This is a genomic window from Emticicia sp. (assembly GCF_043780375.1).
Lineage (GTDB): Bacteria > Bacteroidota > Bacteroidia > Cytophagales > Spirosomataceae > Emticicia.
Genome location: NZ_JAYWCU010000027.1, coordinates 1 through 20232, shown reverse-complemented (window position 1 = coordinate 20232; position 20232 = coordinate 1). Strand labels below are relative to the sequence as shown.

Here is a 20232-nt window from a genome sequence, read left to right as displayed (position 1 = left end):
CTTAAATTTGGTTATAAACCCACCTGATTGAGTGACATCTTTCGCTAAAGCTATCCATTCATGAAATACAATATTAGCGGCGTTTCGGTTTTCTAATGGATGAGTTAAACCATATTTAATAGGTAAATCATCAATTTCTTCTTGGAAAGTACCAAATATTCTGTCCCAAATAGAAAGGCACATTCCCATATTTTTATCTAAATATTCTGTATTAGAAGCATGATGCACCCGATGCTGAGAAGGCGTTACAACTACGTATTCTAATAAAATTAAAGGCATTTTACGAAATTTTTGAATATAACTTGTATGAACCAAGATACCATAAATTTGTGTAATCGAATATACTACTGCAATATCAATCGCCTTAAAACCTATGAGTGAAAGCGGAATAAAATAGATAAAACGATAAAGAGGCTGAAAAACAGACGAGCGAAAACCGACTGTCAAATTAAACTGCTCGGACGAATGGTGTGTAACATGAGCCGCCCAAAAGAAACGAGTATGGTGGTCAACCACATGAAGCACATAATACACAAAATCTTCTGCCAAAAATAGAAGACCCCAATATAATATCGGATTTTGTATTTCAAAAAAATGAAATTGAAAAAACCAAGCCAAAACACCCCAAGTAACACCCCTCGAAAGTAGGTCAAGTCCACCATTTAGGAACATTAAATACAAATTTGTAATCGCATCTTTTACCGTATAATAGTTACGATGTTGAAGATTACTAAACACGATTTCACCTACGATGAGAATCGTATAAAGTGGCGTAGTTGTAATAATAATCAGTTGTTCGACAGTATAATTTTTAATTGATTCAAACATAGAACTCTCTTAATCTTTTATTATTTTACTTGATTTTCCGCTTACAACAATTACAATTTCGCCTTTGACGGTTCGTTTTGCAAAATTAGCAATTATTTCTGATAAAGTTCCTCGCACATTCTCCTCATAAATTTTGGTTAATTCTCGTGATACACACGCCTGACGCTCGGCACCAAAATATTCGGCAAATTGTTCGAGTGTTTTTATTAATCTGAATGGTGATTCATAAAAAATCATTGTCCGTTCTTCTTCAACTAATGCTTTTAGTCGAGTTTGACGACCTTTTTTTACGGGTAAAAATCCTTCAAAAGTAAATCTATCGCATGGTAAACCTGAGTTCACTAAAGCTGGTACAAATGCCGTTGCTCCTGGAAGGCATTCTACTTCTACCCCACTTCGTAAGCATTCACGTACCAACAAAAACCCTGGATCTGAAATAGCTGGTGTACCCGCATCTGAAACCAAAACAACTTTTTCACCCTTTTTTATTCGTTCAATCACCTTTCCAACAGTATGATGTTCATTAAAAGCATGATGACTTTGAAGCGATTTTGAGATATTTAGGTGTTTTAAAAGGAAACCAGTATTTCGAGTATCTTCTGCTAAAACCAAATCGGCTTCTTTCAAAATATTAATTGCTCGTAAAGTAATATCTTCTAAATTTCCAATTGGCGTGGGTACAAGTATAAGTTTCACAGGTTTTTTCAACAAAAATACGACTTTTCAACTTAAAATACTGAAAACATTTAAAATTTATACTTTATAAAGACTCAACTAATCCTTTTTTCATAAAATAATTCCTTAATTTATACCGTTAAATAAATATATTCATCTAATTAGTGTATTATTTTCAATATTTTCTGAAAATACTTGACTAATAGAAATTTAATTTATACTTTTGAACAAATAATTCCTAATATAATCGAAATAAGCCATGTTATTAGCAGCATTAGCACTCGCAATTGGCGGAATCATGATGACAAAAATTCGTGAGACCGAAGAAATGTATGCACCAAAAGGTTACATGATGAGCCTGCGGTCACGCCCACGTAATGTTTATTACTATTAGTAATAACCCTGTAGCCTCCATAAATTTAGTTTGTGCTAAAAATTATCAATCTTATAATATTTTTTTAAAGATTATTGACTGTTTTTAGTTGTTAGATTAAATTTGTGTCAGATTTAAAAAAATCTAATTGCTTATCTAATACATTTTTTAGCATTGTTTTTTATGAAGTAATTAACAAATATTACATCATAAAAAGTGTCTATAATTATGTTATTACTTACAATTGCTATAGGCGTTCTTTTGATGACCCGCATGAACCAAGAGGAAGAATTCTATTCACCAAAAGTGTTATTTGGTGAGTTTACAGTCTTGACCTCGTAATGTTTATTCATGGTATTGACCTAACTCTTTCTGTTAAGTTAAAACTAATGCACATTATAGTGTGTATTCATAAAAGATTTTATCCTTTTTTTGAAGTTTTTGTAATAAAGTTCTTACAAAATGCTCAAACTTTGGTCTAAATCTTCTATCAACGTATCTGCCTCTTCTAATCCGATATAAAATCGGAGCATATTAACTTGTGGATCATCTTCCTTAACAAATGCACATTTTGGCATTATTAAAGACTCATGTCCTCCCCAAGATACAGCAATCAGAAAATTTTGTAGTGATTCACAGAATTTCTTGATTGACTCAACATTTCTATTCTTAAAAGCAACCGTAAACATTCCCATCGGCATTTTCATTTGCTTGTAGGCTAAGTTTAACTGTGGATTACTTTCATGAAAAGGATACCAAATTCTTTCAATTTTGGGAGAATCGTTTAAGTACGCCATAATTTTTAATGTGCTTTCCGAAGATTGCTTCAATCTGATTGGTAATGTACGCAGGCTTCGGAGCATTAACCACGCATTTTGTGGAGCAAGAATATTACCAAAAGTCATGTATTCATTATGAAATATTTGTGTAATTTTTTCTTTTGAGCCACAAATAGCTCCAGCAACTACATCGCTATGTCCGTTATAGTATTTAGTAGCAGAATAAATAACCAAATCTATTCCAAAATCTATTGGTCGTTGGCATAATGCTGTGCAGTAACTATTATCAATTACGGTTGTGATACTTCTTTTTTTAGCAAAATCGGCAATTTCACTTAAATTTTGCAGTTCAAAAGTCCAAGAAATGGGCGATTCAAGGTAAATTAGCTTAGTTTTTGAAGTAAATGCTCGTTTAAAATTCTCAATATTTGTTCCATCAATAAAAGTTGTATGAACATTGAACCGAGGAAGAATTTTTGTCATCAAATGATTTGCCCATGTATAAGGGTTTTGTACACAAATAATGTGATCACCCGCATTTACTTGCGATATTACTGCATTTGTGATTGCCGCTGCTCCACTTCCAACCATCAAACAGTCTTCAGAACCTTCTAATGCAGCCATTTTTTGGCAAAGCATATTTACTGTTGGGTTATTTCCTCTTGTATAAATATGTTCATCTTTCTCATTTTGAATCGCAAACATGAATTCATCAACTGTAGGATAAGCGAAATTACTCGTTTGTATAATTGGAGGAGCTACTGCATGGAAATATTTCTCACGATCTTCCGCAAGCTGATTGATTATAAAAGATTGGTTCATCGCTAAAAGTAAAATTATTGTTTGTTTTTAAATATATAGTAGAAAATACTACCAATTCCTAAGAAAATGATGCCTGCAATGGCTTGTTGAGGTTTTTCGATAAGCGTATTAACCACGATGAAAGCCGACATTGCCATAAAAATAATAGTACCAATTATTCCAAAAGTTGTTTTTTGCTTTATTAGGAAAAAATAGGCTGCGGCAGTCAAGAAAAAGAAGATTGTATCTACAAAAACTACATAAGTAATTAGATTTGAGAAGGTTTTCCAAAAAATAAGGAGAAAAATAGTCCAAATTGATTGAAAAATTATCGCCCAAAAGGGTGTTTTATAGGTCGGATGTATTTCAGCAAACTTTTTGAAGAATAATTTATCCTCTGCCATAGCAAAATATATTCTCGGAGCAGTTAGAATATAAATACCAATCGTACCCAAAACTGATAAAATTATCAGAAATGAAATAAACTTACCTCCCAAAGTCCAAACAGTACTAATAGCATCGGAAGCAACACTTCCTGAAATAGAAATTTTGCCAATCGGAAGAAGTCTTAAGTATGCGATATTGATTGTTAAATATGCTGAACAAACAATTATTATCCCCAAAATCATGGCTTTCGGGACAATCTTATCGGCATTTTTTACCTCTGCAGCTATAAAAGTTGCATGTTGATAGCCGCCATAAGAGAATGTAACTCCAATTAACGCTAGTCCAAAAGCCGAGATTAAGGACAAATTATTCTTACTTTCTGAATAATTAGTGTTTATAAAATCAAAATTTTGATTAATTCCAAAGAATATTCCGATAACAACTATTACAAAAATACCCGTAAGTTTGGCAGAAGTAAAGATACTAGCAAATAAGCTGCCAAATTTCACACCCAAAACATTCATAATAGTCAATAATGCAATGGCCGTTATAGCAATCAATAATTGCATATTTTCGGATAATGCTATAAATGACCCTAAGTAAGAGGTAAAAACTAAACTTAAAGCAGCCAATGAACCTGTATTTATCACTAAGAGCATTGACCAACCATAAAGAAAAGCTGGTAAATTGCCAAATGCTTCTTTTAAAAAAACATAAAATCCACCCGCATGAGGAAGCTGGGCTGATATTTTGGCGAAAGTCAATGCTCCACAAATTGCGATAAATCCTCCAATGACCCAAACCGATAGCATTAATCCTTCGGTAGGAAGATATCCAGCTATCTCGGATGGTGTACGAAAAATACCTGAACCAATACTCGACCCAATGGCAATCATTGTCAGACTATAAAGACTAATTTGTTTTTTTAGTTGTTTATCCATAATATCAAGAGCTATTGAAACGCCAGTTATCAGATTATTTTATACAATTATACGCATTTTATTCGGTCTGAGAATCGAACGAATCGTATAAAGTATCGAATAAGAGAGCAATATTCAATTCTCAGGCGAGATAAATGCTTTAATGTAAGCCAATTCTTGGAGTTTTAGTATAAAAAAATCTTATACTATGGGTTTCAGAACTTATAAGAACAAGCAAGAATCTTATAAGCACTTGATTATCAACAAGTTATGAACTTGTTGATAATCATTAAATGATCGGATTTAGGCTAATAGTTTATCTATTGCTTTTGCCAATTTCTGGTCTTTTTCTGTTACAATATTTCCTGCATCGTGGGTTGTCAATTCAATATTGACGGTGTTCCAAACATTCGACCAACTGGGATGATGTGAATGTTGCTCTGATAAAAGAGCTACACGTGTCATGAAAGCAAATGCTTCCGAAAAATCTTTGAACTTAAATGTTCGCATAAGTTTATTGTCTTGTTCTTTCCACATAGCTAAAGTTATTATTTAGTGTTTAAAAAATATACAACAAAAAAGCCGAATCATACGATTCGGCTTTAGGAGCAGAGAGAGAGGGATTCGAACCCCCGGACCTTTGACAGTCAACGGTTTTCAAGACCGCCGCAATCGACCACTCTGCCATCTCTCTGTGTGATTGTTCTCTAATTGAGAGTACAAAGATAAGGTTTTCTTTCTTTTTTGACAAACACTCTTTTGAATATTTTTAAAAAAAAATGCAGAAATAAGCAATCTATATTCTTTTTAATCATAACTCATTAGTAATCAAGAGATTATGATATTTTTATAAAATGGACTTTTAGGTCGCAAGAAAAAAGAGTAACTTTGTATTATGGAATGAGCAAGCAAACAATCATTAATTTGAGATTCACTCCTATTTATAAGAACCTTATTCCTTCATATTTGTGGAAACAATCGAACAACTTCCTTCTTACGAAACTGCCAAAAAACTTGGCTTATTACCCGAAGAATTTGATAAAATCAAACAGATTTTAGGCAAGACTCCCAATTTTACTGAGCTTTCAATATTCTCAGTAATGTGGTCAGAGCATTGCTCATATAAGAACTCTATTGTTTGGCTCAAAAAATTACCACGTGATTCTGATCGAATGTTGGCAAAAGCTGGTGAAGAGAATGCCGGCTTAGTTGATATTGGTAATGGACTCGCTTGTTGTTTCAAAATTGAGTCACATAATCACCCTTCGGCTCTTGAACCTTATCAAGGTGCAGCGACCGGAGTTGGGGGAATCAATCGTGATATTTTCACGATGGGTGCAAGACCTATTGCCCAATTAAATTCACTTCGATTTGGTGATATTAATTCACCTAAAACCCAACGACTATTAAAGGGTGTTGTGAAAGGAATTGGAGATTATGGTAATGCTTTCGGTATTCCGACAGTTGGTGGTGAAATCTACTTTGATGAATGTTATAATACGAATCCATTGGTTAATGCTTTTTCAGCAGGGATTCTTGAAGTAGGAAAAATGGCTTCGGCAACTTCGTACGGTGTTGGCAATCCTGTTTTTATTGTTGGGTCGGCAACTGGCAAAGATGGAATTCATGGAGCAACCTTTGCTTCTGAAGATATTTCAGACAAATCTACTGAAAAACTACCTGCGGTTCAAGTAGGTGATCCTTTCATGGAAAAGCTCCTTTTGGAAGCAACTTTAGAAATTATTGCTTCGGGTTCGTTGATTGGTATTCAAGATATGGGAGCGGCGGGCATTATTTGTTCAACTTCCGAGATGTCGGCAAAAGGCAAACATGGAATGATTATCGACCTCGATAAAGTTCCTACCCGCCAAGCGAATATGCAGGGTTGGGAGATTTTACTCTCAGAATCTCAAGAAAGAATGTTAATCGTTGTTGAGAAAGGCAAGGAAGATGTGATTCAGAGAATATTCGATAAATGGGATTTACATTGTGCGAAAATTGGAGAAGTAACAGACACTCAACGCTTGCATTTTTACCAGAATGGGAAATTAATTGCCGATGTTCCTGCCGAAGATTTAGTTTTAGGTGGTGGAGCTCCACAATATCACCGTGAATATAAAGAACCCGCCTATTTTCAAGAATTTAAAAAATTCAATATAAACTCAATTTTAGATATTCAAGATAAGAATGAATTACTAAAAGTAGCTAAATATTTACTTTCTCATCCAAATATTTGTTCTCGGAAATGGGTTACTGAGCAATATGATTCAACCGTTGGAACTGCCAATCGTAGTACAAACCGTCCATCTGATGCAGCAGTTGTTAGATTGAGAGACCCGAATAAAGGAGATTTAGATAAAGCAATCGTCATAACAGTTGATTGTAATGGTAGGTATGTAAATGCTGACCCAGAAATTGGCTGCCAAATTGCGGTTTCAGAAGCTGCTCGAAATATTGTTTGTACTGGTGGCGAGCCAATCGCCATCACCAATAATTTGAATTTTGGAAATCCATATAATCCTGAAGTTTACTGGCAATTTGTTGGAGCAGTACAAGGAATGAGTAAGGCTTGTTTGAAATTTAGTACACCAGTAACTGGTGGAAATGTTAGTTTTTATAATCAAAGTTCTGATGATGGCCCAGTGTTTCCAACACCTACAATTGGCATGCTCGGTTTGATGGAAAATATTGATAATCATACAACACTCGATTTTAAAAATTCGAAAGATTTAATCTACTTAGTTGGTCAATCAAAAAATGACATTGCTTCATCTGAATATTTATATTCTTACCGAAATGTGAAGGCTTCCCCGGCACCTGATTTCAATCTGGATGAAGAGTATAATTTACAAGAAGGGGTTAAAGAATTGATTGAGAAAAAGTTAGTTCAATCAGTACATGACATTTCAGATGGTGGACTTTTTATTACTTTGGCAGAGTCGGCAATACCTCGTCAATTAGGCTTTAGTATTGATACAAGTATTGATTTTAGAACCGATGCATTCTTGTTTGGTGAAGCTCAAAGTAGAGTTGTTATTTCGGCAAAAGATTCGGAACAAAATCAGATTGAAAGTTTATTGCGAAATAAAGGTATTGGTTTCAGTCTAATTGGTCAAGTTACAGAAGAGAATTTCGTAATCAATAATGAAATCTTGATGACCTGCAGTACAGCTAAAGATTTGTATGAAAGTACAATTGGAAATATAATGAATTAAAGTAATTGCCTACAATTACTTTATCAAAAGTTCATTAAAAAATTTAGTCGTTTTTTTTAAGCACCATAAAAAGAGAACTTCCAAAAAAACCCTTTTTAAGCAATTTTTCTTCTATTTTGACAATTTGATAGAGAAAATTATTTATAAAATCTGACGGTACAACAACGTCAGATTTTATTTTTTTTAAGTCAATCAAATTGAGTTTAAGTCGTAATTGTTGTAGTAAACGAACTGTTAAAATAAGTGGAGAAAGCACCCAACTCCAGTAGGAATAATAAACAATTTTTAAAGGAATTTCTTTCAAAATTTGCTCAAAATCTGACAATGAAAAACGCTGCTTCCCACCTACTGCTATGTCATGCGTTCCATAAAAAAAATTGAAAGCATTATTATTACTTATCAAGATTCCGTCTGATTTTAAATTAGTCTGAAAAGTTAAAAATATTTTTTTTATCGTTAGATTGTCAAATTGATAAACTACATCATCATTAATGATTACATCAAAAATTTCCTTTTCAAATACATCATCAAAATTAGTAATGTCAATTTGCTGAACTGATAGGTTTCGTTCTTTACAAAAACTTACTGCATCTTTCGAATAATCAAAACCTTGAATATTCTGATACCCATTTTTTATCAAAAAACTCATCAAACCACCTGTTCCACAACCCGCATCAAGAATTTTGATTTGTTTATTTTCAACGAATTTTAGCCGAATCTCCTTTAGCACCTTTTCATGTAACACCTTATACCACCAAAGTTTCTCTTCAGCTTCGTACATCGCTCGGTATTCTTCAAAGTTAATTAACATATTATTTACTTTTCAATATATTGAGGAGTACCATTTTGAGATAAAAAAGATTTTGAAATATATTCACCGATAATTCCGAGTGAAGTAAGTTGCACGCCTCCGAAGAAAACAAACATTGATAAGCCCCAATCTGGAATTACTTTAAAGACATATAACACTATTAAAAGTATTGAAAGCGTTACTAAAAGCACACCTAAGGATAAAACAATCCTGATTGGTAATAATGAATATCCAAAAAGGATTGTCATGAAAAGTGTAATCAACTTCCTTAATGTATAATTTGATTGTCCTTCCAAACGTTCGCTATGCTGTACTTCTGTTTTTCCGATATTATTTGTTACTCTAAAAATCAATGCATCAATATATGGATATGGCCCTTTATATTTTACAATTTCGTTAATAATTTCTTTTTTTATTAATTTAAAACTTGACAAATATAAATCAGACGGCTTATTTAAAAGTGATGTTGTTAAACGATTGACCAACCAACTTCCAAAATTTCTAAAAAAATGATGTTTTTTTTCTAAGTAACAACTATAAACTACATCAAAATCCTCTGACTTTGCTTTATCCAATAACTTTACAATTTCAGAAGGCGGATTTTGAAAATCATCATCTATAATTACTGTATACTTTCCAGTAACATTATTCAGGCCACACATCACGGCATTGAACTCACCGAAGTTTTTTCGAAGAGAAATGAATTTAATGTTTTTATGAATTGTAGCCAATTCTCTACAGATTTTCTCAGAAGTATCTGGACTATCATCATTGACCAAAACTATTTCAAAATCATAAGTCCGTAACTCATTCTGCAAACTCGCTACAAGTCTTGAAATTGATTTTGCACCATTATAGACTGGTATTACGACAGACAACTCTTTCATTTTCTTAGTTTTTGTATAACAAGTCAAATACCTGTCTTACTAATATTGATTAATTTTTTCAATAATATAATTTATTTCATCCTCCGACAAACCAATATTCAATGGTAAACTTACAATTTCACTATGTATTTTCTCTGAAATTGGAAAAGAAAGTTTATTCCACTCCCGATAAGCCAATTGTAGATGCGGAGCAATCGGATAATGAACATCTGTCCCAATTCCATTTTCTGATAGATATTTTCTAAATTTTTCACGATCGTCAATTCTTACTACAAACAAATGCCAGGCATCTTGCTCGATAGTTTTAGAAGAGGGTAAAATTACTTTTGAATTTTTTATTTCGGATAAATACCTTTTTGCCATTCTTTGGCGAAGCTTATTTTCATAATTCAAGTTCGACAATTTCACATTCAGAATTGCTGCTTGCATTTCATCTAATCGGCTGTTCATTCCTTGAAACTCAAAAACATACTTTTTACCCGAACCGTAATTTCGTAATGATTTTATTCTTTCTGCTAAAATATCATCATTCGTCGTAATCGCTCCTGCATCGCCCATTGCTCCCAAGTTTTTTGTTGGATAAAAACTAAAACCTGCTCCATCAGAAAGATTTCCTGTTTTCAAATTTCCAAAATTTGCTCCATGAGCTTGAGCTGCATCTTCAAAAATTTTCAAATCATATTTTTGAGCAATCTTCGTAATCTCAGACATTTCGCAACATTTACCGTAAAGATGCACTACCAAAATAGCTTTTGTCTTTTTAGTAATTTTATCTTCAATTTTTTTTGGGTCAATTAGGTATGTTTCTAAATCTGGTTCAACCAAAACTGGCTTGAAACCCGCAAGCGAAATTGCCAAGATACTCGCTATATAAGTATTTGACGGAACTATGACTTCAGCGTTTTTTGGAAAACTTGATGCTTTTAATAAAAGTATGAGAGCATCAAGTCCATTGGCTACACCAATACAATGTTTAGTTCCGCAATATTCAGCAAAAGAATTTTCAAACTTGCTTACTTCTTCTCCTAAAACAAACCAGCCAGAAGCAACCTTTTTTTGCAAAGCGGCATTTATAGCATTCTCATAAGGTTGATTTATCAACTTTAGGTCGAGAAAAGGAATATTTAATTTACTGTGGTTGTTTTCCAAAATCAAAACTTTTAGTTCTACAGTTCAGTTTATTTTCTATAAAATGGATTACTTTGCAAAAATTCGCTATACATTTATCTACCGCAAATTCCTCGAAAATCACATCTTTCACAAGTTTGCAAATCATCGGTCTGCAAAAATGCGATTTCTGGATTAAGCATTTCGCTTATAATATTTGTTAAAATATCTTCTGATTTTTCAATAAAGCCAAAAATTGTTGGATCATCTTCAAAATTCAAATTTACCTCTAAATTTTCTTTTATGTTGCGGAATGAATAAATTTTAGCTTTTACTCCATAGTTTTCCAATCGTTCTCCCCCTAAAATCAACTCATCAACGTACATCTTTTTAAGCATTAGGTATTGATAGAGCCAAAGTTGTCGTAATTTTTCTTTATCTGGGTCAATTAGTGTTAGCTCCAATACTTCGTCTTTTGGTTTTTGAAGGTCTTTTAAAGTTACTTTTCCTGTTTTATAATCTATTACTTTCAATGTTTTAGCTTCTCTTTCTATTCGGTCTATCCTTCCTTCAATTTTAATATTTTGCACTTTTCCAATAATTTCTTTTTTAAAGTTTACTGTAATTTGCTTTTCAGCTTCCAGTACTTCCATCGGAAAAATTTGTGTTTCTTGCTGATTTTCAAAAAAATCCTTGAGCAATTTTTCAGCTACTTGTTTGAGTAAATAGTTCATTCCTGATTCAACAACATAGCCTCCAAATTTTTCTTGGTAAGTTTCATCTAACCTATTTTCTATCTGCGAGATGATAGTGCAAATATTTTCTTCAGTAATTTTCGGCCCAAAATCTTTATCTATTTTTTCAAGTGTATTGTGTATCCACGTTCCAAAAATATCTGCTCCAAAATTTTCATCCACTTCCTCCCGTTTCGAGATACCAGCAATTTTATCAAAATAAAATTGCAACGAACATCGAAGATAGGTACTTAGCGATGTGGGATAAATTCCTTTCTCAGCAATAAGGTTACTAATGCTTTTTAGGATTTCATTGTTTTTCTGTATTTCAATTTTGTTAATTGCCTCATTATCAATGTTTTTTGTAAATTCTATTTTCGGATAAGTAATTTTTAAATTTTTATTCTCCTTTGCTAATTCATTTTCAATTTGTAAAATAAAACGACTTTTTTCTGAACCACCCCCTCCAACCCCATCACCATTTGGAATAATATATAAAATATCAATCTCTTTGGCTCGTTGCAATAATCGAAAAAAATGGTACGACATTACAGCATCTTGGTCAGAGTGAACCGGTAAATGATATTCGATACAAGCATCAAATGGAATCAGAGAATTTACGTGTTTACCAACTGGCAAAATACCTTCATTTACCGAAAGCAAAATTACTCTGTCAAAATCTAAGCATCGAGTTTCGAGCATACCCATGATTTGCAAATCAGAGATTGGCTCACCACTAAATGGGATTTTCTCTTGTTTAATGAGTTCATACAAGAAATGCTTAAAACTTTTGATGTTTAAATCTTTATTCTGAAATAGTATTTTTTCAAGACGATGCAAAATCGTCAGAAACAAATAAAGGTATTCTGTTTCGATGGCATCTTTCGATTCTCGATAGATTGTTCGTAATTCATCAATTAAATCGTAAAAGGCTTGAAGAGCCTTTTCGGAACTATCGCCCCAGCGTGAAAATAGAATTTTAAAAATCGGTTCATTTTCACCAAATGCCAACATTTCATCTTGACTTAGATAAACTGCATTTTTACTCAATATTTCCTGAAGCGTTTTTCTGAAAACAGTTTTATTATTTTTAGTATCAACTATTTCTGCATATTTTATTTGTTCATATCGGCGAATAAATGGATGGTTCAAAACTTTAAAAATATGCCGATGACTGAATTTTGGCATTTTGAATTTACTGCCATCTTTGGTTTTAAATTCTGCAATGTTTTGCTGGAGTTCAAAAATAGCATCTATTAAAGTAAAAAGCATCGACCCTCGTAGCGACAAACCCATCGTGATATTAAAATCGGTCAAACGTTCATCAAGTGAATACATCACGGGCTGGAGTAAATTTTCATCGCAAAGTACAATTGCCGTAGATACTTTTGGGTTTTCAATGGCTGCTTCAGCATAAATATGACCAGCAATTTTTGCTTGCAAAGAGGCATTTTCCACACCAATAATTTGCATTTTTTTTTCAGAAGTTAACAAATCATCAGATTGCCAATTCCACTTTCCATACTTCCCACTATTTTTATATTGACGTAATAAAGTACCAGCTTTGTGGTTAAATTTGGTACTCATAAAATACGAATCAGCATCCCAAAGTGTTTCGGCACGATTTGCTTTTACAAGTGTTTCTATGATTTTTTCTTCTGATTCACTCAGTGCATTGAAACCAATAAAATAGAACTTTTCAAAGATGACCCCACTGTTATTTGCATCTATCAATAACGATTTTATACTTTCTGCCAAATGTCTATAGGCCATACCACGATACGATAAACCCTTGTCTTCCAGGTTTTTATGCAAATCTTGGTAAACGTTAAAAATATTTTCGAAGAGTTTGAAATACTTATCAGTAGATTGTGTTTTTTTAAGTTCAGGTTTCCCAGAAGTAAGGAGTTCCAAGTTCCAACGAGCAAGAGCTTTTGCTTCACTCATATACTCGAAAAGAGACTTTGGATTTTCTACTAAATATTGGTCAATAGTATCAAAATCTCGTAGCAAAGTGGGTGCCCAAGAAATGAACCTATCGAATTTTACTTCTGGATCGTACTTCTTGAAAATCTCGTATAATTCAAATAATAAACTTACAGCATCAATCTGATTTACGCCCGACATTCGCATCACAAAATCATCAATTGCCAAAACTTCGGGAGCGATAAATGGCACTTTAGAAAGTTTTGCTAACTCTTGCTTAAAATAAAAAACTGCTCGACGGCTTGGTAAAACAACACATACATTTTTGAGTTGTGAGAGCGTGTGTTTATCAAAAATATAACGAGCCGATTGATTGAGGAAGAACATTTTTTTGCGAACATTTTTTAATCATCAGTAATCAAAACTGACTTTCAAAAATACATACTATCATTTGAAGTAACAAGCCCTATTATTTTTAGATCAATTTTCCTAAAATAGAAATTGAAATTACCTTATTATAATAGCTACGATTCTGGTAAGGCAAATAGTTCTACTTCAAATAGCTCCACTTTCCTGTTAAGCAATTATAGGCACTTATTTATTTGGCGACACTAATCATATTTGGTTTAAATGTTTGGCTTCTCTACAATAATCTATTAATAATTAAGTTTTCACTAATGCCTCTTTATAAATTTTCAAGACCCGCTCACGTGCGAAAGCATGCTCAACGATTGGTTTTGGATAATCAAAACTATTCAATTCTGGAATCCATTTTTTAATGTATTTTAATTCTGGGTCAAATTTTTGCGTTTGTGAAGTCGGGTTGAAAATTCGGAAATACGGAGCGGCATCGCAACCGCTGCTTGACGCCCATTGCCAACCACCATTGTTGGCAGAAAAATCGAAGTCCAATAATTTTTGGGCAAAATAGGCTTCGCCCCAACGCCAATCTATGAGCAAATGTTTTATCAAAAAACTGGCGGCAATCATTCTCACTCGGTTGTGCATGAAACCAGTTTCGTTGAGTTCACGCATACCCGCATCTACAATCGGATAACCCGTTTTACCTTCACACCACTTTTCAAATTCAGTTTCGTTGTTCCGCCAAACGATATTATCATACTCTTTTCTAAAAGATTTTCCTGCACTAATATGCGGAAAATGGTGTAGAATATTCATATAAAAATCTCGCCAAATAAGTTCATTTAGCCATTTTTCATTCAATTTTAACGCCTTTTGAGTTAACTTTCTGATACTTACTGTACCAAAACGCAGATGAACACTCAAACGACTCGTACCCAAAATTGACGGAATATCTCGTAATTCTTCATACTTTTTAATCAATTCTTCTCGTATTTCCTTTCCTGGAAATGCCTCTCTTGTTCCCTCAAAGCCTATATCAGATAGACTTGGAATTTCAATTTTTTCATGTTGAAGAAAGTTATCGAAGTACATTTCATTCGGATAAGACTTCAAATAAAAATCATTGAGCGTATCTTTCCACTTACGACTGTATGGCGTGAAAATAGTATATGGTGTTCTTGCTCCACTCAATATTTCATTTTTTTCAAAAATTGTTTGGTCTTTAAAAGTATAAAAAGCTATACCTTTAGCATTGAGCATAGTACCGATTTCCTTGTCTCGTTCAATACCATATTTTTCGTAATCATGATTGGTATATACTTCTGCAACATCAAATTCTTCTAATAATTGTTCCCAAATTTTATTCGGTTTGCCATATTTTACTACAATTGTTGAGCTTAATTCTGTCAATTTTTCCTGCATTTCGCTCAATGCTTGATGAATAAATTCGACCCGTCGGTCTTGTTTATTATCGAGTTTGTCTAAAATATTTTGGTCAAAAATAAAGATTGGCAACACCCGATAGCCACTTTTTAGTGCATGGTATAGCCCTGCATTATCATCTAATCTTAAATCTCGGCGATGCCAAAAAAGAGCAATTTTAGTTTTTGTCTTCATTTATCATTAATTTAACTACTTCATCATATTTTTTCATGCACATTGAAATAAAAACTTTACTTTTGGCTTAATTGTTTGTCTAAACTTCAAATTAAAACTTAAACTCAAAAACAATGAAAAAAATATTAGTTACTGTCTTCTCAATTTTCACAATGGTCACTTTTGCACAAGACACTCCTACCGCCGACGCTGTTATCGAAAAATATTTTACAGCGATTGGTGGAAAAGATGCTATTAGCAAAATTCAAGATTTGACTATAAGTAGCACCAGCGAAAGCCAACGTGGAACTGCTGAAACTGAAATGAAATTTAAGTTTCCTGACCGCTATTCAATGTCTATATTTATGAATGGAAATGAAGTAATGGGTGCAATTTATGACGGAAATAAGCTTAAAAATGGTGGTTTCGGGGGGGGTAATCGCCCACCATTGGAAGGTAAAGAAGCCCAGATGTCGGCGATGCGTTCAAACCCTTTTTCTGAATTATTGTATGATAAAATGGGCATTACTCGCACAGTTTTGGGCAAAGAAAAAGTTGGTGAAAAAGATGCTTATAAGCTAGAATTGGCTACTGCTGACGGCAAAAAATGGAATGACTATTATGAAGTCGAGTCGGGTTTGAAAGTAAAAACATATTCGATGAATGAAACCCCAAGAGGTAAATTTGAGAATATAGTTTCTTATATTAATTACAAAAAATTTAAAGGTATAGAGGTAATGCTACCTTCTCAAACCAAAAGAAGCGGCGGACAAATGGGCGAAGTAGTATCAGATGTTCAGTCAGTAAAAGTTAATAAAGGATTGAAAGATTCAGACTTTATAATTAAGGAATAAAACCCCTTATAATCAATAACTTATAAATTCTATAACGGACAAAGAAAAACCTCTTTGTCCGTTTTTTTTGGTCGCAATATTTCTCATTTAGAAATTTCCTTAAAATTGCTTATCTTCGTAATCATCCGCAAACTATAATAACATTATGAGGCCAATCTGGAAACAAATAATTATAAAATTAACCTCTAGGAGAAACAAAAATTCTACCGAAAAAAATCGATATTCAAACTATCAGCGAGCCAAGGCTTATCGTGAATTTATTATTTCGCTGAAGCGAAACATCAAAGACTTTATCCTCATCACAGCAGGAATTTTTTCAGCATCGTTTGGTTTCAAAGGATTTTTGCTCACCAATCATTTTATTGATGGTGGAGCAACGGGTATTTCATTGCTAATTTCTGCATTGACCGGTATTCCGTTGTACATGTTAATTATTGGCATTAATATTCCGTTCATTTTTCTTGGTTACAAAATTCTCGGAAAACAGTTTGCCTTCAAAACTGCCTTAGCCATTTCAGGGCTTGCCTTGTGCGTAGCCACTGTTTCTTTTCCAGATGTTACGCAAGACAATTTATTGGTTGCCATTTTTGGAGGATTTTTTCTTGGTGCAGGCATCGGGCTTTCGGTTAGAGGTGGTGCGGTAATTGATGGTACCGAGGTGTTGGCGATTTTTTAAGTCGAAAATTCGGAACAACACTTGGAGATATTATCACTTTGATCAATGTTATTATTTTTCTGACAGCCGCTTATTTCTTATCGGTTGAAATTGCACTGTATTCGATGATTACTTATTTGGCTGCCTCAAAAACGCTTGATTTTATTATTGAAGGCATTGAAGAATATATCGGTGTTACGATGCTTTGCACAGCGAAGAAATTCGTCAAATGATAATCAATAAAATGGGACGTGGCGTAACAGTGTACTCCGGCAAACGTGGCTATGGAAAAAAAGGAGAAACCAAACCAACTGATATCATTTATACAGTAATCACTCGACTCGAACTCAATAAACTCAATACCGAAATTGAAAAAATTGAACCCGACGCATTTGTTGTCATGAACAGCGTAAAAGACACTAAAGGCGGCATGATTAAGAAAAGACCTTTGCACTAATATTTTTTTCTAAACCGTAAAACCAGCCGTTAGCAAATGTTCATATTCTTGATGTTTGGCAATGTAGCTCGCCATAAACGGGCATAAAGGCTTCATTTTTAGACCATTCCCAAGCAGTATATAAGACTTTTTGCTGCTCTTTGTTTATCCTTTTAGGTTTCTCAAAAATGACGCTGATTCTGTTTGCAGGGGTAGATATTGCTACTGCAATCTGGACATTGTTTGAAGCAAAAAAAGCATAGTTTTTCATAAAAACACGTAGTTTTGCAAGATTATCCAATAAAATAAACACAATGTCAGAAAGAAGAAAAATACGAGAAAACGAAAGAAATTTGATACTTTTTTTGTTAGAAAAGCTCCAATTAAACCTCAATGATTATCCAATTAACGAAAATGTTGAGGAATATGAAGGTGGTGTAATGCAAAGTATCGGCATTGGAAATCCTGATGTTTCACCTTACGAAGGCGACCTTATTCAAGCCAATTATATTGATGCTGACGGTACAGAAGTAGTCATTACACTTACCAAAGATGCCAACAATCAACTATTAGATTTAGACTTTTGGAAAGTAGATTTCTCAAAACTGATAACTTATCCAACACCAGAAAACTTATCTTTTGATGAATAATAAATAAATATAACACCAAACAAAAAAAGGCAAAATACTTATAATCAGCATTTTACCTTTTTGTTTAAATTAATTATTAAATTTCTACGTTTTCAGTTTTTTCTTCTTAGCAGCAGGAAATAATACATTATTTAAAATCAAGCGATAACCCGCCGAATTTGGATGAAGATTCAAGTCTGTTGGTTCTTCGCCCACATAGTGCTGATAATCCTCGGGGTCGTGTCCACCGTAGAAAGTCCAAAAACCTTTACCCATTGTTCCGTGTATGTAGCGAGCTTCACCTAATGAGCGATTTTCCGCCATTGTAATTACGTCAGGTTTAATGTATGGCTTCTTGAAAGCCGTTGTTTGCCCCATAAAACCTTTGATAAGATTTGCATGATTTTGTGTCAACATCGTAGGAATCGGGTCCCATTTTGCTGAAAACTGAAACAATGAAAAATAGTCATTATTTTCTGTCACGCCTCGCTCCTCTTGTTGATTATCGATGGTCGAAAACTCCATTTCATAAGGATTAGTAATCAATCTAAAATCCTTGAAAGCAAAACAGTTATCGTAGTTTAGCTTTTTTTCGGCATTAGGGTCTGCCCCATCGCCATCGTAAGGAGCTTCTACAATATCGACTCCCTCGGCCGCTAAAGCAATATCAAAAGTATCGGTTGCATTACACATGGCAAACATATAGCCTCCACCAAAAACAAAATCTCTGATTTTACGTGTAACCGCCATTTTTAAATCTGGAATTTTTGTAAAATTATATTTTTTTGCAATAGTTTCAGCTTCTGTTTTTTGTTCTTGGTACCATGCTTGTCCACGCATACGCAAAAACTTCCCGAATTGACCAGTAAAATCTTCATGGTGAAGATGCAACCAATCGTATTCTGGCAGTTTACCATCTAATACTTCTTCATCAAATATTTTATCGTAGGGAATCTCGGCATAAGTTAGCACGAGCGTAACGGCATCGTCCCAAGGTTGGTTAGTTTTAGGCGAATAAACGGCTATTTTAGGTGCTTTATTGAGTTTTACGGCATCCATGTTAGCATCGGGCGAAGCAATCAAGTTTAAAATAGATTGCGATTCGGCTTCCGAAATCATTTCATAACTTACACCACGAATAACGCATTCGTTCACAAAATTTTGTGAAGCCTCAAACAAAAAGCTACCTCCTCTGTAATTCAATAGCCACTCAACTTCCATTCCGTGCGTTTTTAGCAACCAAAAGGCAATGCCATAGGCTTTCAAATGGTTCCGTTGCGAATCATCCATCGGAATCAAAATTCGATTGGCGAACAAATTCGTTGTCAGCGAAAGAGATAAAAGTATAAAAAGGGCAGTTTTTTTCATTTTCAATAATTTATTTCACAAAAATACTACAATGATTATACCAATCAACGTTTTTTTTGGGAGCTTATTTGATGTTTTTTTAATTTTAATCACTAAAGATGGGTGATTTCGACCAAAATAATATCGATTTTTCTAAAAATAATTACATAAAACTAAATGATTTTATTTCAAAAATAATCGAGTAAATTACAGAATAATAAATTACCGAATAAATTTGATTTTTGATTGTTTGAATTATTTGGAAATGTGGTGATATTGCAGGAAGTCTAATTAATAAAACAACCGAAAAGTACGACATTGAATATACAATTGTTTATTAGAATAGTACCAAACAATACAAAAAGCACTACAAAACTTCCGTATATTAAGTGTTAGCGGTAATTGCAGAGCGACACACCAACCGACAATTAGATAAAAAACCTCAATGACAATTTGAACAATGAAAAAATATTTCTCACAAACGCAAGTCTTTACTTTTCTGACAATAATAATTTTTGGCACTGCCTGCAACGGACCAGTTAAAAAAGATTTACAAGAAGAAAAGGAACATCCAAAACTTATAAAAACCATAGGCTCACCTAGATATGGTAATGTTCAATGTAGCCTGCAGGACAAAGCGGGTAACATTTGGTTCGGCACCACCGAAAATGGTCTTTATAAATATGACGGAAAATCATTTAGCCGTTTTTTAGTGGCCGATGGGCTAATCAGTAATAATATTTATTGTCTTTTGGAAGATAAAGATGGTAAAATTTGGATAGGGACTCACAAGGGACTTTGTCTTTACGATTGTCTTGTCCTGAAATAGGTTTACACAAATTTATGTAAACAAATGGCAAGAACCAAGACAAACAAGGGGTCGGGTTACAACCGACACAAGTTACATTA

18 protein-coding genes, 1 tRNA gene and 1 pseudogene are annotated in these 20232 nt (G+C 33.6%); 7 read left to right on the top strand and 13 right to left on the bottom strand.

Annotated elements, in window-relative coordinates; translation table 11 throughout:
* Together ACH2CJ_RS02255 and rsmI are read right to left on the bottom strand one after the other, a co-directional pair.
* Window positions 1-828: sterol desaturase family protein (locus tag ACH2CJ_RS02255; RefSeq protein ID WP_394990451.1), on the bottom strand; the 828-nt coding region annotated here is incomplete at its 3' end.
* Between the two features lie 9 nt (window positions 829-837).
* Window positions 838-1524: a 16S rRNA (cytidine(1402)-2'-O)-methyltransferase gene (gene rsmI, locus ACH2CJ_RS02250; protein WP_394990450.1), complete on the bottom strand. Its 687-nt coding sequence runs from the start codon at window positions 1522-1524 to the stop codon at window positions 838-840.
* A gap of 238 nt (window positions 1525-1762) precedes the next feature.
* Between rsmI and ACH2CJ_RS02245 the strand changes: the two genes are divergently transcribed.
* On the top strand, window positions 1763-1897 hold the full coding sequence (locus tag ACH2CJ_RS02245) for a hypothetical protein (RefSeq protein ID WP_394990449.1): 135 nt from the start codon (window positions 1763-1765) through the stop codon (window positions 1895-1897).
* A 434-nt stretch (window positions 1898-2331) separates the two neighbouring features.
* Here ACH2CJ_RS02245 and ACH2CJ_RS02240 read toward each other — a convergent pair whose 3' ends face one another.
* The 4 genes from ACH2CJ_RS02240 to ACH2CJ_RS02225 all read right to left on the bottom strand — a co-directional run bounded on the left by ACH2CJ_RS02240 (window position 2332) and on the right by ACH2CJ_RS02225 (window position 5457).
* Window positions 2332-3477, bottom strand: coding sequence for a trans-sulfuration enzyme family protein (locus ACH2CJ_RS02240; protein WP_394990448.1), 1146 nt, complete (start codon window positions 3475-3477; stop codon window positions 2332-2334).
* Between the two features lie 14 nt (window positions 3478-3491).
* Window positions 3492-4784: an APC family permease gene (locus tag ACH2CJ_RS02235; RefSeq protein ID WP_394990446.1), complete on the bottom strand. Its 1293-nt coding sequence runs from the start codon at window positions 4782-4784 to the stop codon at window positions 3492-3494.
* 282 nt (window positions 4785-5066) lie between these two features.
* Complete coding sequence (locus tag ACH2CJ_RS02230; protein ID WP_394990445.1) at window positions 5067-5300, bottom strand: 4a-hydroxytetrahydrobiopterin dehydratase; 234 nt, start codon at window positions 5298-5300, stop codon at window positions 5067-5069.
* Window positions 5301-5372: 72 nt separating this feature from the next.
* Window positions 5373-5457, bottom strand: a tRNA-Ser gene (locus tag ACH2CJ_RS02225).
* A 274-nt stretch (window positions 5458-5731) separates the two neighbouring features.
* On the opposite strand from ACH2CJ_RS02225, the gene purL reads away from it, so the two are divergent.
* Window positions 5732-7978, top strand: coding sequence for a phosphoribosylformylglycinamidine synthase subunit PurL (purL, locus tag ACH2CJ_RS02220; RefSeq protein ID WP_394990444.1), 2247 nt, complete (start codon window positions 5732-5734; stop codon window positions 7976-7978).
* Between the two features lie 43 nt (window positions 7979-8021).
* On the opposite strand, the gene ACH2CJ_RS02215 is transcribed toward purL, so the two are convergent.
* From ACH2CJ_RS02215 to ACH2CJ_RS02195, 5 genes are all read right to left on the bottom strand, one after another.
* Window positions 8022-8789: a class I SAM-dependent methyltransferase gene (locus ACH2CJ_RS02215; protein WP_394990443.1), complete on the bottom strand. Its 768-nt coding sequence runs from the start codon at window positions 8787-8789 to the stop codon at window positions 8022-8024.
* A gap of 5 nt (window positions 8790-8794) precedes the next feature.
* Window positions 8795-9676, bottom strand: coding sequence for a glycosyltransferase family 2 protein (locus ACH2CJ_RS02210; RefSeq protein WP_394990442.1), 882 nt, complete (start codon window positions 9674-9676; stop codon window positions 8795-8797).
* Between the two features lie 39 nt (window positions 9677-9715).
* Complete coding sequence (locus tag ACH2CJ_RS02205) at window positions 9716-10825, bottom strand: DegT/DnrJ/EryC1/StrS family aminotransferase (protein WP_394990441.1); 1110 nt, start codon at window positions 10823-10825, stop codon at window positions 9716-9718.
* Between the two features lie 74 nt (window positions 10826-10899).
* Entirely contained in the window at window positions 10900-13830 is a 2931-nt protein-coding gene (locus ACH2CJ_RS02200) for a PD-(D/E)XK nuclease family protein (protein ID WP_394990440.1), read from the bottom strand.
* A gap of 276 nt (window positions 13831-14106) precedes the next feature.
* The gene (locus ACH2CJ_RS02195) at window positions 14107-15423 is read right to left on the bottom strand and encodes a cryptochrome/photolyase family protein (protein WP_394990439.1); all 1317 of its coding nucleotides are present in this window, start codon (window positions 15421-15423) and stop codon (window positions 14107-14109) included.
* Window positions 15424-15536: 113 nt separating this feature from the next.
* Here ACH2CJ_RS02195 and ACH2CJ_RS02190 point away from each other — a divergent pair, with 113 nt between their 5' ends.
* From ACH2CJ_RS02190 to ACH2CJ_RS02180, 3 genes and pseudogenes are all read left to right on the top strand, one after another.
* Window positions 15537-16256 (top strand): hypothetical protein, encoded by a 720-nt coding sequence (locus ACH2CJ_RS02190; RefSeq protein ID WP_394990438.1) that lies wholly within the window; start codon window positions 15537-15539, stop codon window positions 16254-16256.
* Window positions 16257-16401: 145 nt separating this feature from the next.
* Window positions 16402-17144, top strand: a pseudogene (locus ACH2CJ_RS02185) (YitT family protein).
* Window positions 17141-17368, top strand: a complete 228-nt coding sequence (locus ACH2CJ_RS02180; protein ID WP_394990437.1) for a DUF2179 domain-containing protein — start codon at window positions 17141-17143, stop codon at window positions 17366-17368. Before ACH2CJ_RS02185 ends, ACH2CJ_RS02180 begins: the two are co-directional and overlap by 4 nt.
* 40 nt (window positions 17369-17408) lie before the next feature.
* On the opposite strand, the gene ACH2CJ_RS02175 is transcribed toward ACH2CJ_RS02180, so the two are convergent.
* Window positions 17409-17618: a hypothetical protein gene (locus ACH2CJ_RS02175; protein WP_394990436.1), complete on the bottom strand. Its 210-nt coding sequence runs from the start codon at window positions 17616-17618 to the stop codon at window positions 17409-17411.
* A 43-nt stretch (window positions 17619-17661) separates the two neighbouring features.
* Here ACH2CJ_RS02175 and ACH2CJ_RS02170 point away from each other — a divergent pair, with 43 nt between their 5' ends.
* Complete coding sequence (locus ACH2CJ_RS02170; protein ID WP_394990435.1) at window positions 17662-17997, top strand: DUF6984 family protein; 336 nt, start codon at window positions 17662-17664, stop codon at window positions 17995-17997.
* 84 nt (window positions 17998-18081) lie between these two features.
* Here the strand turns inward: ACH2CJ_RS02170 and ACH2CJ_RS02165 are convergent, their stop codons facing one another.
* A complete protein-coding gene (locus tag ACH2CJ_RS02165) occupies window positions 18082-19344 on the bottom strand; it encodes an asparagine synthetase B (protein ID WP_394990434.1) in 1263 nt (420 codons plus the stop codon).
* 439 nt (window positions 19345-19783) lie between these two features.
* Here ACH2CJ_RS02165 and ACH2CJ_RS02160 point away from each other — a divergent pair, with 439 nt between their 5' ends.
* Window positions 19784-20152 (top strand): two-component regulator propeller domain-containing protein, encoded by a 369-nt coding sequence (locus ACH2CJ_RS02160; protein WP_394990433.1) that lies wholly within the window; start codon window positions 19784-19786, stop codon window positions 20150-20152.
* Window positions 20153-20232: the final 80 nt, after the last annotated feature.